Annotated in this window: 12 protein-coding genes; all 12 read right to left on the bottom strand. The window is 62.6% G+C overall.

What is annotated here, in order from left to right; all coding sequences use genetic code 11:
- Positions 1 to 72 precede the first annotated feature (72 nt).
- The 12 genes from GVL52_RS02505 to GVL52_RS02450 all read right to left on the bottom strand — a co-directional run bounded on the left by GVL52_RS02505 (position 73) and on the right by GVL52_RS02450 (position 14,415).
- Positions 73 to 1,980 (bottom strand): LysR family transcriptional regulator, encoded by a 1,908-nt coding sequence (locus GVL52_RS02505; protein ID WP_160003743.1) that lies wholly within the window; start codon positions 1,978 to 1,980, stop codon positions 73 to 75.
- 158 nt (positions 1,981 to 2,138) lie between these two features.
- Complete coding sequence (gene hutH, locus GVL52_RS02500; RefSeq protein ID WP_160003741.1) at positions 2,139 to 3,752, bottom strand: histidine ammonia-lyase; 1,614 nt, start codon at positions 3,750 to 3,752, stop codon at positions 2,139 to 2,141.
- A 63-nt stretch (positions 3,753 to 3,815) separates the two neighbouring features.
- Complete coding sequence (locus tag GVL52_RS02495; RefSeq protein WP_160003739.1) at positions 3,816 to 5,072, bottom strand: Zn-dependent hydrolase; 1,257 nt, start codon at positions 5,070 to 5,072, stop codon at positions 3,816 to 3,818.
- 7 nt (positions 5,073 to 5,079) lie between these two features.
- The gene (locus GVL52_RS02490; protein ID WP_160003738.1) at positions 5,080 to 6,459 is read right to left on the bottom strand and encodes a dihydroorotase family protein; all 1,380 of its coding nucleotides are present in this window, start codon (positions 6,457 to 6,459) and stop codon (positions 5,080 to 5,082) included.
- The gene (locus tag GVL52_RS02485; protein WP_160003737.1) at positions 6,456 to 7,007 is read right to left on the bottom strand and encodes a TIGR02444 family protein; all 552 of its coding nucleotides are present in this window, start codon (positions 7,005 to 7,007) and stop codon (positions 6,456 to 6,458) included. Before GVL52_RS02485 ends, GVL52_RS02490 begins: the two co-directional genes overlap by 4 nt.
- 9 nt (positions 7,008 to 7,016) lie before the next feature.
- Positions 7,017 to 8,048 carry an ABC transporter ATP-binding protein gene (locus tag GVL52_RS02480; RefSeq protein WP_160003736.1) on the bottom strand — a complete coding sequence of 344 codons (1,032 nt, stop codon included), beginning with the start codon at positions 8,046 to 8,048 and terminating at the stop codon, positions 7,017 to 7,019.
- The gene (locus GVL52_RS02475) at positions 8,041 to 9,084 is read right to left on the bottom strand and encodes an ABC transporter ATP-binding protein (RefSeq protein WP_160003734.1); all 1,044 of its coding nucleotides are present in this window, start codon (positions 9,082 to 9,084) and stop codon (positions 8,041 to 8,043) included. Before GVL52_RS02475 ends, GVL52_RS02480 begins: the two co-directional genes overlap by 8 nt.
- 1 nt (position 9,085) lies before the next feature.
- On the bottom strand, positions 9,086 to 9,997 hold the full coding sequence (locus tag GVL52_RS02470; RefSeq protein ID WP_244619069.1) for an ABC transporter permease: 912 nt from the start codon (positions 9,995 to 9,997) through the stop codon (positions 9,086 to 9,088).
- On the bottom strand, positions 9,994 to 10,953 hold the full coding sequence (locus GVL52_RS02465) for an ABC transporter permease (protein WP_160003732.1): 960 nt from the start codon (positions 10,951 to 10,953) through the stop codon (positions 9,994 to 9,996). The genes GVL52_RS02470 and GVL52_RS02465 overlap by 4 nt, the downstream gene beginning before the upstream one ends.
- Before the next feature lie 107 nt (positions 10,954 to 11,060).
- Positions 11,061 to 11,993: an oxaloacetate decarboxylase gene (locus tag GVL52_RS02460; protein ID WP_160003730.1), complete on the bottom strand. Its 933-nt coding sequence runs from the start codon at positions 11,991 to 11,993 to the stop codon at positions 11,061 to 11,063.
- A 131-nt stretch (positions 11,994 to 12,124) separates the two neighbouring features.
- Entirely contained in the window at positions 12,125 to 13,738 is a 1,614-nt protein-coding gene (locus GVL52_RS02455) for an ABC transporter substrate-binding protein (RefSeq protein WP_160003728.1), read from the bottom strand.
- Between the two features lie 101 nt (positions 13,739 to 13,839).
- Positions 13,840 to 14,415: a UbiX family flavin prenyltransferase gene (locus GVL52_RS02450; protein WP_160003726.1), complete on the bottom strand. Its 576-nt coding sequence runs from the start codon at positions 14,413 to 14,415 to the stop codon at positions 13,840 to 13,842.
- Positions 14,416 to 14,447: the final 32 nt, after the last annotated feature.

Raw genomic sequence — 14,447 nt, 5'->3', positions numbered from 1 at the left:
TGCTTAGACGCCAAGCGTAAGCGGCGACCGATAGCCCCACAGGAGATCAAATTTCATTGCGCCTGGATCGCTTCAATCCTTCCCGATTTTGTGGTCGAGTGCTCCTGCCGCCGTTCCTCCCTCTTTGAAGATATTGACCAGTTCCTGGACAATCACCCGCTCTGCATCGGACAAGGAGCGGTCTGCGGAGAAGATGATCGACAACGCACCGGGAACTTCATCGCGGTTGATCGGAACTGCAACGAGCGTGCGGGCCATCAGATCCTTGCGTACGGAAGAGGCCGGCAAAACCGTGCAGAGCGGCGCATTGCGCACCATCGCAATTGCCAAGGCCAGCGACCCGACTTCGATAACGGGTGCCAGATGAATGTTTCGGGCCTTTGCGGCAAGCGCCACATTCTGATGGATGCTCAGCTGGCGAACGCCGAGGACCAGGGGGAGCCTGCAAACCTCATCAAGCGTCATTTCCTTTACGTCGGGAAGACGAAGCTTTGGATTTGCGACGACTGACAGGGCTTCGCTTGAGCCCAGTGAAATGCGGGCTACCTGCGGCTGGGCAGCGCCGACAATCGCGATATTCAGTTCGCCGGCCTTGATCCTGTCATGCAGAACGGCATTCGAGCTCTCGCTGACCTGCAGCTTCCAGGTTGGATGGCTGGCATGGACGGCTGTGATGGCCCGGGCAATCTTTTCCGTCAGCGCGCTGTCATGACCGGAGCTGGGAAGCGTACCGATCCTTACGTTCGCCTGGCTGTGGGCGGCGATATCGCGGGATATGCGCAGCAGCGACGCCTGTCGCTCCTCAATGGCGGTCGCGAAGGGGCGAAAACCGTTGCCGGAAGCGGACAGAGCTGAGCCATCGCGGTGACGATCGAGAAGATCGGCGCCGGCTATCGATTCCATCTTGTGGATCTGCGCCGATAGCGAAGACTGCGAGACATTGGCAACGCGTGCCGCCGCCGAAATGCCGCCGCTACGACAGGCGAGGTTGAAATACTGGATCTGCCGCAGCGTCAGCTTCGGTTCGAAGGCGATGTTCCGTTCCTCGCCGGCCAAATTGCGCTTCAAGGAATGGAGAAAGCCATTTCCCTTGCCGGTTCCCTTTGCTTCTGTCTGCCCGACAAGTCGCGACACGAGCGCTGGCTTCAATGGCGCCCACTCAAGACGTGCGAGGCCCATCCGGTCGGCGAGCATGCTGGCGGGTACCAGGAAACGCAGATGAGGGAATTCCTGCAGCAGGCTCGCCAATTGTGCCGGATCATCCTCCAGAAACCGAAGTCGCCCATCCAGTTCGCCACCGTCAACATACGTGGAAATAGCCTCAATGAGACGCGGGCGCATCTTCAGCACAGCGATCGGATCGGCTGCGGGCGAAAGATCGAGATGGCTGTCAGACGATCCGACGACAATCCACTGGTCGTCGAGGAGGTGAGTGGTCTCCGGGGCATCGGCCGCGGCATCGTAGAATATCCGGACAATCTCCGTGCCGCCGACGAACATGCCGTCCAGTTGCGACCGCAGGCAGGCGGCGTCGGCACTGTCGTCCTGGCCAACCACGCGCCACTCCACGAAAGTCTCCGGATGCTGGCGCATTGTCTCCTGGGTTGCCAGCATCAGCGCCTTGGAAAAGCGGCCGATCGCCAGGCTGAGATCCAGATGGACGACGAGCCGGTCAAGCCGCGCGTGAGGCAGGGAGAAAGCGCTGCGCGCATATTCCTCCAGATACAGCAACTGGCAGCTTTGCCGGAACAGCCAAAAGGCGGCTGGCAGCAATCCGAGGTAGCCGCCCTGGCGGACGAACAGCCGCATTCCGAGGCGATCCTCGAGTTTTCGCAACGCCATGCTCAGCGCCGAGGGCGTCTGGCCGAGACTGGCGGCGGCGTCGGAAATCCGGGCGTTCTGACAGGCCGATATGAAATTTGCCAGAAGCCTGAGCTCTACGCCGATCTTGTCCATGAAAGGCAGAATAGGCAGCGACATCGCAAGCCTCAAGTGCGCGCGGTGACGCACAGCGAAATTGCCGGTGGGAAAGCCGCAATTGGCCGGCAGTGAGCGCAGGAATGGGGCGGATGTGATCCCCGGAAAAATAGAAGCTCCGGCCGGCAACCGAAATTACCGGCCGGAGCTTATGTCGTTGATCAGCGCAGTGCGCCGACTGCCTTTTCGACGACATCGAGGACCTTGCCTTCGCTGACCATCGCAAATGCCGGCTTGATCTGCTTCTGCATATAGCCGTCGCCGTCCTGCAGCGGGATCACGGCGGCGAGCGCATCATAGAGCGGCTGTGTGCCGCGGCCGAGCTTGAAGCCGCCCAGCGCGCCGCGGGTCAGGAAGATCGCCTTGGTCGCCAGAAGGCATTCGACGCCAACGATCTTCGGCATGTTGTCGAGAACCTGCTGCGCCTTTCGGCACGCCCAGGCGGCCATCGATACGTGGTCTTCCTGGCTGCTCTTGGTGGGGATGGTATCGGCAACGGCCGGGAAGGCCAGTGTCTTGTTTTCCGATGCCACGGCGGCAGCGGCGGTAGAGATGATGCCGTAGCCATAGTTGAGGCCGATCGGCTTGCCGGCGAGGTTCGGCGGCAGGCCGTAGTTCAGCGTCGTGTCGCACAGCGCAAACAGACGACGCTCGGAGATGTTGCCGATCTCGATCAGGGCGATCGTCAGGATATCCATCGCAAAGGCAATCGGCTCGCAGTGGAAATTGCCGCCGGAGAGGAATTCCAGTGCGCCGTTCTCGTTCCAGAATACCAGCGGATTGTCGGTTGCGGCGTTCAGCTCGCGGGTCATGATCGTCTTGGCATGATCGAGCTGGTCGCGGCAGCTGCCATGCACCTGCGGCAGGCAGCGGAACGAATACTGGTCCTGTACGCGCGGGTGATAGGTCGGGTGCAGGATGTCGTCCTCGAGATGTACGGCGCGCGCGGATTCGGAAGCACGGCGCGAACCCTCGACGAGACGGCGGATATTCTCGGCCGCGGCAATCTGGCCGGGCTGCTTGCGGACTTCGTGGATGCGAGCATCGAAGGCTGCCTGTTCGCCACGCACGGCTTCAAGGCTGAGTGCGCCGATCGCATCCGCAGTCTTCATCAACTGTTCTGCGTCGAACAGCGTCAGCGCGCCCATGCCGGCGCACAGGCTGTTGCCGTTGATCAGCGCCAGGCAATCCTTGGCCTTCAGTTCGAATGTCACTGGGCTGATGCCGGCAAGCTCGAGTGCCTTCGGCGCCGACATGCGTTCGCCCTTGTAGTAAGCTTCGGCGTCCTCGTAGCCGATCAGCACGGAGACCATGTGGGCGAGCGGTGCAAGGTCGCCCGAGGCACCGACGGAACCCTGGATCGGCACGACAGGATGAACGCCTTCGTTGAGCATCTTCACCAGACGATCGACCACCTCCATGCGCAGGCCCGACACACCGACACAGAAGGCATTGATGCGAACCGCCATCATGGCGCGGACGATCTCTTCCGAAGCGGGTTCGCCGATCCCGGAGCAGTGCGAGAGCACGATGTTGAGCTGGAACTGCTCGTTGTCGGCCTGGTTGATCTTGTAGTCCTTGAGCTTGCCGACGCCGGTGTTGAAGCCATAGGTGGCTGGGGCATTCTCGGTCAGCCAGTTCTCTTCGATGTATTCGCGCTTCTTGATGATTTCGGCGCGTGCGGCAGGCGCGATCTCGACCTTCACGTTTTCGCGGGCGATCCGCACGGTCTGTTCGATCGTCAGGCTGTCGCCGTCAAGGATGATGCTTGTCATGTGTAATGGTCCTTCAGGTGATGGTGTTCTCGGCGTCGCAACGTCGGAGGTGTTTCCAGGTTTTCAGGGTGCGTCCGGCTGCATATCCAGCCGCAGCAGCGTGCGGGTCAGGAGATCGGCGGCGAGCGCAATGGCTTCGGTGTCGGTCCATTCTTCCGGCGTATGGCTCTTGCCGTCCTTGGATGGCACGAAGATCATCGCCGCAGGGGCAAGCCGCGCCACGAAGGCGGCGTCGTGGCCGGCGCCCGATGCCAGCGGCAAGGTGCCAAGCCCAAGTTCGCTGGCACTGTCCTCGATCACGGTGCGCAGGGCCGGATCGCAGGCAACGGCAAAGGTTCGGCTCAATCTCTCGACCGCGATGACCTTGCAGTTTTCGCGTTCGGCGGCCCGCTGCGCCAGTTCGCCGGCGCGCGCGAGAAAGTCGTCCATCGCCTCGTCGGTCTCGGCACGGATATCGACGATCGCCTCGGCTGCACCCGGCACGACATTGGCGCCGCCCGGCTCGAACCGCATGATGCCGATCGTGGCGGTGAAATGACCCTTGCCTTCGACGGCGCGTGCGGCATCGCGCAGTTCGACCGCAAGCGCTGCCATGGCAATCCCGGCATCGGCGCGCATCGTCATCGGTGCTGTGCCGGCATGGGCAGCTTCGCCCTCGATGCGGATACGCAGCCGGGCTATCCCTGCAATGGCGGTGACGATGCCGATCGGCACGTTCAGCCGCTCCAGAACCGGCCCCTGCTCGATATGGATCTCGACGAAGCGGCCGATGTCGGTGCGCTGGTGCTGGCGGATGCGTTCCGGCGCGCCACCGACGCGGATGATCGCATCGGCAAGCTCTTCGCCACCGGGGCCTTTCATCGCCAGATGTTCTGGACCAAGCGCGCCCGCCATGCCGCGGCTGCCGATGCAGGACAAGCCCCACTCGCTCGGTTCCTCGGCGAGGAAATCGACCAGTTCGATCGTGTGGCGTGGCCGATAACCAGTCTCGCGCAGGGCGCGGATGGCTGCGAGCCCGCAGAGGATGCCGGCGATACCGTCGAAGCGCCCTCCGCTCGGGACCGTGTCGCTATGCGAGCCTGTCATCAGCACCGGCAGCGAGGCATCGGCGCCCTGCCACCGGCCGATCAGATTGCCGGACGAGTCGATGCTGGTCGACAGCCCCTCTTCGGTGAAGCGCCTTTCCAGATAGCTGCGGCCCTTGAGGAACATCGGCGTGAATGACCGGCGCGTCCAGGGAATGCCCGGCTCAGTGATGTCAGCGAGGGCATCGAAGTCCTGCTGCAGACGGTCACGGTCGGTTTTGTGGAACGATGTCATCGGCTTGTCACGCAGTCGGCGTCAGAGCGTTGACGCTCGGACGAATGAAGCGGCCGGCGCCGGGTTGCGCCAGAACATGTGTGCCATCGAAGATCAGGCCGCCGCGCTGGAAGGTGGCGATTGCCGCGTGACGGATGCGGCGGCCCTCATAGGGGCTCCAGCCGACAACGTTGTGACCGCTGGCCGCGGCATCGTAGAGACGTGGGCGCTCGGCAAAGACGGCGATGTCGGCATCGAGCCCGATCGCCAGCGAACCCTTCTGGTCGGCAAGGCGGAACAGGCGGGCAGGATTGGAGGCCAACAGACGCGGTGCGTGCGTCAGAGGCAGGTCGCGATCCGTCAGGCCGTCGAGCAGCAGGCTCGGCAGCACTTCGAGGCCCGGCATCCCGGAGGAATTTTCCAGCATCACCTTGGAGGATTTGGCCGACAGGCTCCAGGACACGTGGTCGGTCGAAACGATGGTGACATGGCCGGCGGCGAGGTGCTCCCAGATCTTTTCGCGTTCCTTGGCCGAGCGGATCGGCGGATTGCACTTGGCACGGCCGATCAGCCGCGAGACATCTTCTTCCTCGCTGCAGACGAGGTAATGGATGCAGGCCTCGATCGTCGCATCGACGCCCTGCTGGCGGTAGGCCTGCGCCATTTCGTAGCCGCGGCCCACCGAGCAATGGACGATATGGGCCGAGCAGCCGGTCGCCTCGGCAATCTCGTAGACTTCGGCGATCGCCAGCGTTTCGGCGATGGCCGGGCGGGAATCGCCGTGGGTGCGGTAATCGGTGCGGCCGGTCGCCTTGACGGCCTCGCTCCAGACTTTCACGCACTCGTCGTTTTCATTGTGCACGCCGGCAATCAGGCCGGTCTTGGCGACTTCGGTGAACGCGGCATGGAGTAGCGGGGTGGGAATGCGCGGAAAACGGTTCGGGTCCGTCTCGAAGGTCGAGAACTTGAAACCGATGGCGCCGGCCTTCGCCATCTCGGCGATATGCAGCGCCCCTTCGGACGGACGGATGGTGCCGTAAAGCGCAAAATCGATACGGGCCTGCTCGGCGGCACTTTCCGCCTTTTCCGTCAGAAGCTCAGCCGTGCAGATCAGCTTGCCGCCGGCATCATAGGGCATATCGACGATGGTGGTGACGCCGCCCGCCGCTGCAGACCGTGTCGACCAGATAAAATCCTCCTGATCCTTCTGCGAGCGCGAATGGACCTGGCCGTCGATCGTGCCGGGCAGGACCAGCGCTTCGCCGAAGTCATGCGTTTCGCGGGCCGCAGGTGGCGCGCCGGCACCAAGCATGGCGATCTTGCCGTCGCGCACGGCAACGAAGCCGCCTTCGGTAACACCATCTTCGTTCACAAGGGTGCCGCGGATCACAGTGTCGAAATCGCTCATGATACAGTCGTCTTTCTAACTCGGTCGCAATGATTTTGGAGGTGGGCGGGTTTGACGATCTTCACGAGCTTCGTGATCACATCGTCAAACAACAACAGGCAGGCGCTCCGCCGCTCACCGGAAAGGCCACGATCGGCCAGATAGCGATCGGCCAAATCGTATTTCGGATGCTGCTCGGCGGCATCCATCGGAAAGGCTTCTGCCAGACGGGCGACGTGCAGCTTTTCGGCCAGCAATTCGACCCGCTTGATTTCTTCGCGCAGCGCCGTCTCGCTGTCCGTGGCGCAATGCCCCTTCATTGCCTGGCGAACGGACCGCAGGGGCCTCACGACACGTTCCCGCCATACCGCGGCTCCGGCCACGAACCTGTCGAAGGCCTCTTTCTCGCAGGAGAGGCCATACTGGTCGGCAAGCACGAGGAGCAGCAGAACGGGGACATCGGCATCGAATTCGTCCTGCAGGGACAAGCAGAGGTCTGAAACCCGGCTGTCCACGTAAAGCAGGATCATGTTGGGCCAGACGCTGTCGGCGAAGCTTGTCTGCTGCATCGCGCGCTCCTATGCCGTCTTCGCCATCATGCCGGGCGCCGCCTCGTCATGTGGAAAGTGGCAGGCAACCATCTGGCCGCGTGGAGCCGGCGTGAGCATCGGTTCCTCTTCGGCACAGCGGGCGGCCGCGCGTGGGCAGCGGGTGCGGAAGGCGCAACCTGTCGGCGGGCGGATGCGAGACGGGATCGCCGTCCGCTCAGTGTCGGGCTGCAGCTTGCGGCTGGCATCGACGACAGGAACGGCCTCGAGCAGCTTGCGCGTATAGGGGTGGGCGGGCCGGTCGTAGATCTCTTCGCCGGTGCCGACCTCTACGATCCTGCCCATGTAGAGCACGGCCACGCGGTCGCTGACATTCTTCACCACCGCAAGATCATGCGAGATGAAGATCAAAGCCAGATTGCGGGCCTCTCGGATATCCTGCAGCAGGTTGATCACATGCGCCTGCACCGAGACGTCGAGCGAGGCCACCGGTTCGTCGCAGACGATCAGTTCCGGCTGTACGGCAAGCGCTCGCGCGATCGCGATGCGCTGGCACTGGCCGCCCGAGAACTGGTGCGGCTTGCGGCCGGCAACGTCAGAGAGTGTAAAGCCGACGTCGGCAAGCGCCGCCTCGACGCGGGTCTTGCGATCGGCCTTGGATACGCCCTGGATGATCAGACCTTCGGCGACGATATCCTCTATTCTGCGGCGCGGATTGAACGACGAAACAGGGTCCTGGAAGATCATCTGCAGGCGGCCGCGCATCCGGCGCATGTCACGCTTCGAAAGCTTCGCAATGTCGGTACCCTGGTAGCGGATCGAGCCGTTCCATTGGGTATTGGCATCCGGCAGCAGCCTGAGCACGGCACGTCCGATCGTTGTCTTGCCGCTGCCGCTCTCGCCGACGAGGCCGAGCGTCTCTCCGGGTGCAACGTGGAGCGAGACATTATCGACGGCACGCATCAGCTTGCCGGAACGGGTGAAGTGCACGGAGAGTTCGGCGATCTGCAGCAGGGGCGCCTTGGCCGCGGTTTCGGCGATCTGTTTGAGGGTCTCAACCATGAGCAAGCCCGCCTTCTGTGATGATGTCCTGGCGAATTGCGGGGCTGGCGGTCTGCTCCAGCGGGAAATGGCATGCGAAGCGATGGCGATTGTCCACGCCGCTTTTCATCTCCGGCATGGAAACATGGCATGGTCCTTCAGCAGCGCTGCAACGCGGCGCGAAGGGACATCCAGGCGGCTGGTTGACGAGGCTCGGCGGTTGTCCAGGAATGGTCCGGAGCCGCGTGTGTGCGGGCTGGTCCATCTGCGGCATCGCCGACAGCAAGGCCTCGGTGTAGCGGTGGCGCGGATTGCGGAACACGTCCGACGTCGGGCCGTACTCGACGATGTGACCACCGTAAAGGACAAGGATCTCGTCGGTACGGCCGGCGACGACGCCGAGATTGTGCGACACCAGGATCATCGACATCTGACGTTCCTGCTGGATGGTCTGCAGGAGATCGAGAACTTCCTTCTGCACCGTCACGTCGAGCGCTGTTGTCGCCTCGTCGGCGATCAGCAGGTCGGGTTGGCAGATCAGGCCGGCGGCGATCATGATGCGCTGCTTCATGCCGCCGGAAAAATGGTGCGGGTAGTAATCGTAGCAGTCTTCGGGGTCGGCAATGCCGACGACGGTCAGCAGATCGATCGCCCGCTGGCGCGCTGCATCGCCAGACAGGCCAAGATGTTGCCGGCATGCCTCGGTGATCTGGCGGCCGACCGGCACATAGGGATTGAGGGAGGTCATCGGGTTCTGGAACACGATGCCGACCTTGCGGCCGATGAAGCGCGCTCTGTCGCGCGGTTTCATCGCCGACAGATCCTCGCCATCGACGGTGATGTGCCCCTCGACGTGAACGCTGCCGGGAGCAATGCCCATGATCGACTTGATCAGCATCGATTTGCCGGCGCCGGACTCGCCGACAATCCCGAGCGCCGTGCGCCGACGGACTGAAAAGTCTATATGTTGCAGCACTTTGAGCGGCTGCGGGCGCGCCTTGATCAGGCAGGACATGTCGCGGCAGGCGAGGATAGGTTGGTCTTGTTGTTCAGTCATCTCAATCCCCCCGCTCGCGGCTGTTGAGGCGTTGGGCGAGGTAGTCGCCGACGGTGTTGAGGGCATAGACGGTGAGGACGATGGCCATCGTCGGGCCAACGATCAGCACCGGGAAACGGCTGAGCAGGTCCGTCGAACTGGCGATCATCCCGCCCCAGCTTGGAGCCGGTGCTGGAATGCCGTAGCCAAGGAAGCTCAGCGAGCCCTCGGTAATGATGAGGCCGGCCATCAGCGTCGGCATTACCGCGGTCAGCGCCGGGACCAGGTTCGGCATGATTTCCTGCAGCATGATGCGGGCGTCGGTGGCGCCCATGGCACGGGCGGCGAGAACATAGTCCCGGTTGTTCTGCGAGATCACCCCTGCTTTCGCCACACGCGCATAAGTGCCGATGTCGAGAATGCCAAGGATCAGGATGATGGCGCCGACGGACGTGCCTGTTGCCGTGACGAAGGCAAGCACCACCAGCACCGAAGGCAGCGCCGACATCGTGTTGGCGTAGAGATCGACCATGCGCTCGATCATGCCGCGGTAGTATCCGGCCAGCATGCCGAGCAGCAGCCCGACAGACACCGAAAGACAGGTGGCGACGCCAACGATCATCAGCGATGCACGGGCGCCGTAAAGCACGCGCGACAGGATGCTGCGGCCGATATCGTCTGTTCCGAGCAGTCCGTTGACCGTCAGGTCAGGAAGCTGCGAGAAGTCGCCATAGGGGAACTTCGGGCTGACGAGACCGGGGATGAAATCGACGAACAGCGCGATCAGCACGAGAAAGACCAGGAACGCTGCGGCAAGCATTTCGAACACGGTGCCGCCGGGCAGCCGCAGGCGGCTGGTGGCGGGCATCGCGGCGCGGGCAATACTGGCCAGCGTGGCTGTTCCGGCTGCGGGGGATTGGGGCGTGGCATTCATGATACGGTGACCCTCGGATCGATGATGGCGTAACCGATATCGACGAGCATGAACACGATGACGAAGATGACGACGGTGAGTGACAGGATCGCCTGGACGAGCGGGATATCGTGGCTCTTGACGGCGGTCAGCACGGTCCAGCCGATGCCAGGCACGGCGAAGTAGCTTTCGACGACGAAGGAACCGGCCAGCATATAGGTCAGCGACAGGCCCATGACGGTCAGGATCTGCGGCATTGCCGGGCGCAGCACATGGCGCAGCATGATGTAGCTCAGGGACAGGCCGCGGGCACGGGCAACCTGGACAAAGTCTTCCTGCAGCGTGGTGATCATCTCGTTGCGGGCGACGCGGTAGAGATAGGCGATCTGGTGCAGGCTGAGACAGAGGACCGGCAGCGCCACGTACCAGAGATTGGCGAGTGGATCGTCGCTGAAGTTTGCCCAGCCGGTGGCCGGGAGCCAGCGCAGGACGATCGCGAAAACGTAGGACAAAAGCACGACGATGACGAAGGTCGGCACGGCGAGCAGGACCGAGGAGATGGAGCGCAGAATTCGGTCGGCGAGCTTTCCCGAGTGGCTCGCTGTATACATGGCGATTGGAATGCCGATCAGCGAAAAGAACATGGCCAGAAAAGCGATCTCGAAGGTGACGGCGGCACGGTCGAATACGACCTGGACCACAGGTTGCTGGCTGAACAGCGTCTGCCCGAGGTCACCCTGCAACAGGTTTCCCAGCCATTTCAGGTAGCGCTCCCAAAGTGGAAGATCGTAGCCATAGGCGCTGTTGAGCGCTGCAACCTGCTCAGCCGTCGCATTGTCGCCCAGGATCAGCTGTGCGGCCGACCCCGGCGCCATGCTGGAAAGAGCCGTGGCGCCGAAAGTGACAAGAATGAATACAGGGATCCCGGCCAGGATCCGTGTCGATATCGCCCTTGCATAGGGCTTCAACCCGGTCATCAAGCGCCTAACTCCTTCTGCGGTTCGAGTTGTCGGACCGTACGGCGCCGGCGACTGTCGCCGACGCCTTCATGGCCTGCATCTTCATCGATGCGAGCCAGTCAGTTTCAGATCTTCTTCCATTCGTCTTCTGCTGCCATCCAGCCGATGTCGCGCTCCAGGAGCTCGCGCTGATCCGCCTTGCTGAGGCCGCCCATCGTATGCTCGTCGGAATAGCGGGTGCTCTGTTCCTTGAAGACGCGATGACCGTAATCCATCATGCCCCACATCGAACCCTTCTCGAGGTAGTGCATGGTGACAAGGTTGAAGCCGAGTGCTGCGATGTCTTCCAGTTCGACGAAGGCCTTGCCGTCCTGGGTGGCGACGTCGCCGAACATCTTCCAGCCCGGCAGTACCTTGGCAACCTTCTGGCATTCCTCAAGCGTGCGAAGACCGTGGACATAGGTCATCTCGCAGCCGAGTTCAGCAGCGCGGATGCAGCGGTCGATCGCGTCGTCGAGGCCCAGTTCCAGTTTCGATTCGGTGCGGGCGATGACCACGCAATCCGTGCCCTCGCAGGCGTCGAGCGCGGCCTTGATCTTGGCGAGCCACAGCTCCTTGGAGATGACAGGATGGTCGATATTGCCGTCGAGCTTGCCGGCCAGCGTTGCCGCTTCCATGGCGCGGCCGAAGCGGGCATAGCCGCGCTCGTTCGGCGTGTCTTCAAGCAGGATGGCAGCGGCGCCGGCCTTGGCCAGACGGCGGCAGGTGCGATAGGCCTGTGCCACGTCGCCGAAGCAATCATCGGCATCGATGATCAGCGGCAGTGGCGAATAATCGGAAATGCGATCGGTCGCCCATACCAGTTCTTCCTGGTTGTGCAGGCCCATGTCGGGAACGCCGGACATGCTGAAGCCGAGCGAGGCGCCGGAAAGCAGGATCGCCTTGAAGCCGGCCATCTCGGCCGCCTTGGCGGAGTAGCAGTCCCAGACGCAGGGTGTGAACACCTGTCCGGCCGACATGAGTTCGCGGAATGTGGTCCTGGGCCGTTTATCAAACATCGAAAGTTACCTTCGCAGTGGGGTTGTCGCGGCGACCGGGCTTCGGTCGCAACGGATCTCTTGTCGCCGGCAACCGGCACGGCGGATCGTTGGAGGTCCCGACCGGCGGGGCCAGGACCTCGCTTGACGCATTACTTCGTCGTGCAGGCGTCCTTGCAGACGAACAGGAACTGCTTCTGCAGGATGCCGCCATTCGAGGGCACGATGCCGCCGGTGTTGTTGCGGATCAGCAGGTTACGCGCTTCCGAGCCGAAGATGTAGAGCGGCAGGTCGTCGACCACCAGCTTCTGGACGTCGGCGTAGGCAGCCTTTACTGCCTTGGGGTCCATCGTGGCGTTGGCGGCAGCGAGTGCCTTGTCCATCTCGGGGCTGTTGTACTTGCCCCAGTTGTCGTTGCCCTTGGAGCCCAGAAGGTTGGTGATGATCGGTTCGGCACCGTTTGCCACCAGCACGCCGCCATCGACGCAAAGGTCGAAATTGCCCTGCGCCTTGCAGGTCGGGGTCAGCATCGCCTGATCGACGAGCTCCAGCTTGACCGAGACGTTCTCATAGGCGCCAAGCGCCTGCTGCAGGTAGGAGCCGAGACGCTTCAGGTCGGAGTTGGAATAGGTGACGATCTTGATGTCGAACGGCTTGCCGTCCTTGGCGAGCGCGTTGAACAGCTCTTGGGCGTGCTCGGGATTGTATTCCGGCAGCTTGTAGGTTGCGTCGTAGTAGGGGGAGTCAGCCGTGAAATAGTTCGTCGGCATGACATAGCCGTCGATCTGCGTGTAGGCCTTCATCAGGCGCGGACGCTGCAGCGCTTCGTAGAAGGCTTCACGGGCGCGCTTGTCGGTAAAGGTACCCTTCGCCTGGTTGAAGTAGGCGCGGTAGAGGCCGGAAAGCGGGATTTCGTGGGTGGTGACGCCTTCGGCCGTGGCATTCGAGCCGAACTGATACATGTAGCCGGCCATCATCGTCGCGCCACCCTGGACGACGGTGGAGATGCGGCTGTTGGTCTCCGGGATAACAACGAACTTCAGTGTGTCGAGATAGGGGCGCGGCTGGTCCCAATAGGCGGGATTGCGCTTCATCGTCATCGAGACGCCCTGGTTCCAGTTGTCGAGCAGGAACGCGCCGGCACCGACAGGCTTGATGTCGGTCTTCTTTTCGGCGGCCTTCAGAGCAGTCGGCGAGCCGATGAACGGTGCGAGTTGCGCCAGCGTCGCGCCAAAATTGCGGTCGGGCTTGGGAAGGGTGATCTCGATCGTCAGCGGATCGACGATCTTGATGCCCTTGTTCCAGGAGGAGACGAAAGCCTGCGCAGGGGCCAGCGTTGCCGGGTCGGCGGCGCGGTCCCAGTTGAACTTGACGGCGTCGGCGTCATAGGCGGTGCCGTCGGTGAATTTCACGCCGGGGCGAAGCTTGAGTGTCCAGACCTTGGCGTCCTCGCTCGTCAGGCTCTCGGACATGCCGCCCTGAATCTTGCCGTTGACGTCGGAATAGACGATGAAGCCGTAGATGGCGTCGAGCATGTCCATCGGGCCACCCGGGAAGGTGCCGCTGGTGACTGCCGGGTCCCAGCTCTTGACGTCGGAGCCGTTGACGATGGTGATTTCGCCACCCTTGACGGGCTGCTCATCGGCAGCATGGGCGATGCCTGACGTTGAGGCGCACAGCATGGCAAATGCTACAGCAAGGGCGCGGGAGGTGTTGGTGCGGGCATTCGTGTTGCGGGTTGTGGCAGTGCGAAGTGTCTCAGTCATGGATTTTCTCCAGTTTGCCGCTGTCCGTTTTGGCAGTCGGCGTTCCCCTTGTTATTCCGAACCGCGGTCCTCCCAGCCGCCGTCCGCCTGTCAGTCGGTCGTTAAGAGGCTTCCCCCTTTTTCCAGCGGCGCACGCTCGGATGGTCGATATCGAACAGATCGAGTGCACGCCCGACGGTCTGGTTGATGAGATCGTCGATGGTCTTCGGCTGGGTGTAGAAGCCCGGCACCGGCGGCATGATGATCGCGCCGCTACGGGTGGCCTGGTCCATCAGGGCGATGTGCCCTGCATGCAATGGTGTCTCCCGCACCATCAGCACGACGCGGCGGCGTTCCTTCAGGCAGACATCGGCTGCCCTTGTGATCAGGTCGTTACTATAGCAATGTGCGATGCCGCTCAGCGTTTTCACCGAGCAGGGCGCCACCAGCATGCCGTCCGATTTGAACGAACCCGAGGCGATCGACGCGCCGATATCCTTGTGGCTATGGCAGACGTCGGCCAGTGCCTTGATTTGGTCGGCGTCATAGCCGATGCCTTCTTCGGCAGCGGTGCGCAGGCCGGCCGGCGAGATCACCAGATGGGTCTCGAAGCCGCCCATTTCGCGCAACATTTCCAGCGCCCGCACGCCGTAGCAGGTGCCGGACGCACCGGTTATGGCGACGATCAGCCTGCGCATGAGCACGCTCCGTGCATTCGCTCAAACATGCT

The organism is Rhizobium sp. 18055 (genome assembly GCF_902706285.1).
GTDB lineage: Bacteria > Pseudomonadota > Alphaproteobacteria > Rhizobiales > Rhizobiaceae > Rhizobium.
The sequence above is the reverse complement of the archived record's forward strand: the minus strand, read 5'-3'. Positions and strand labels throughout refer to the sequence as shown.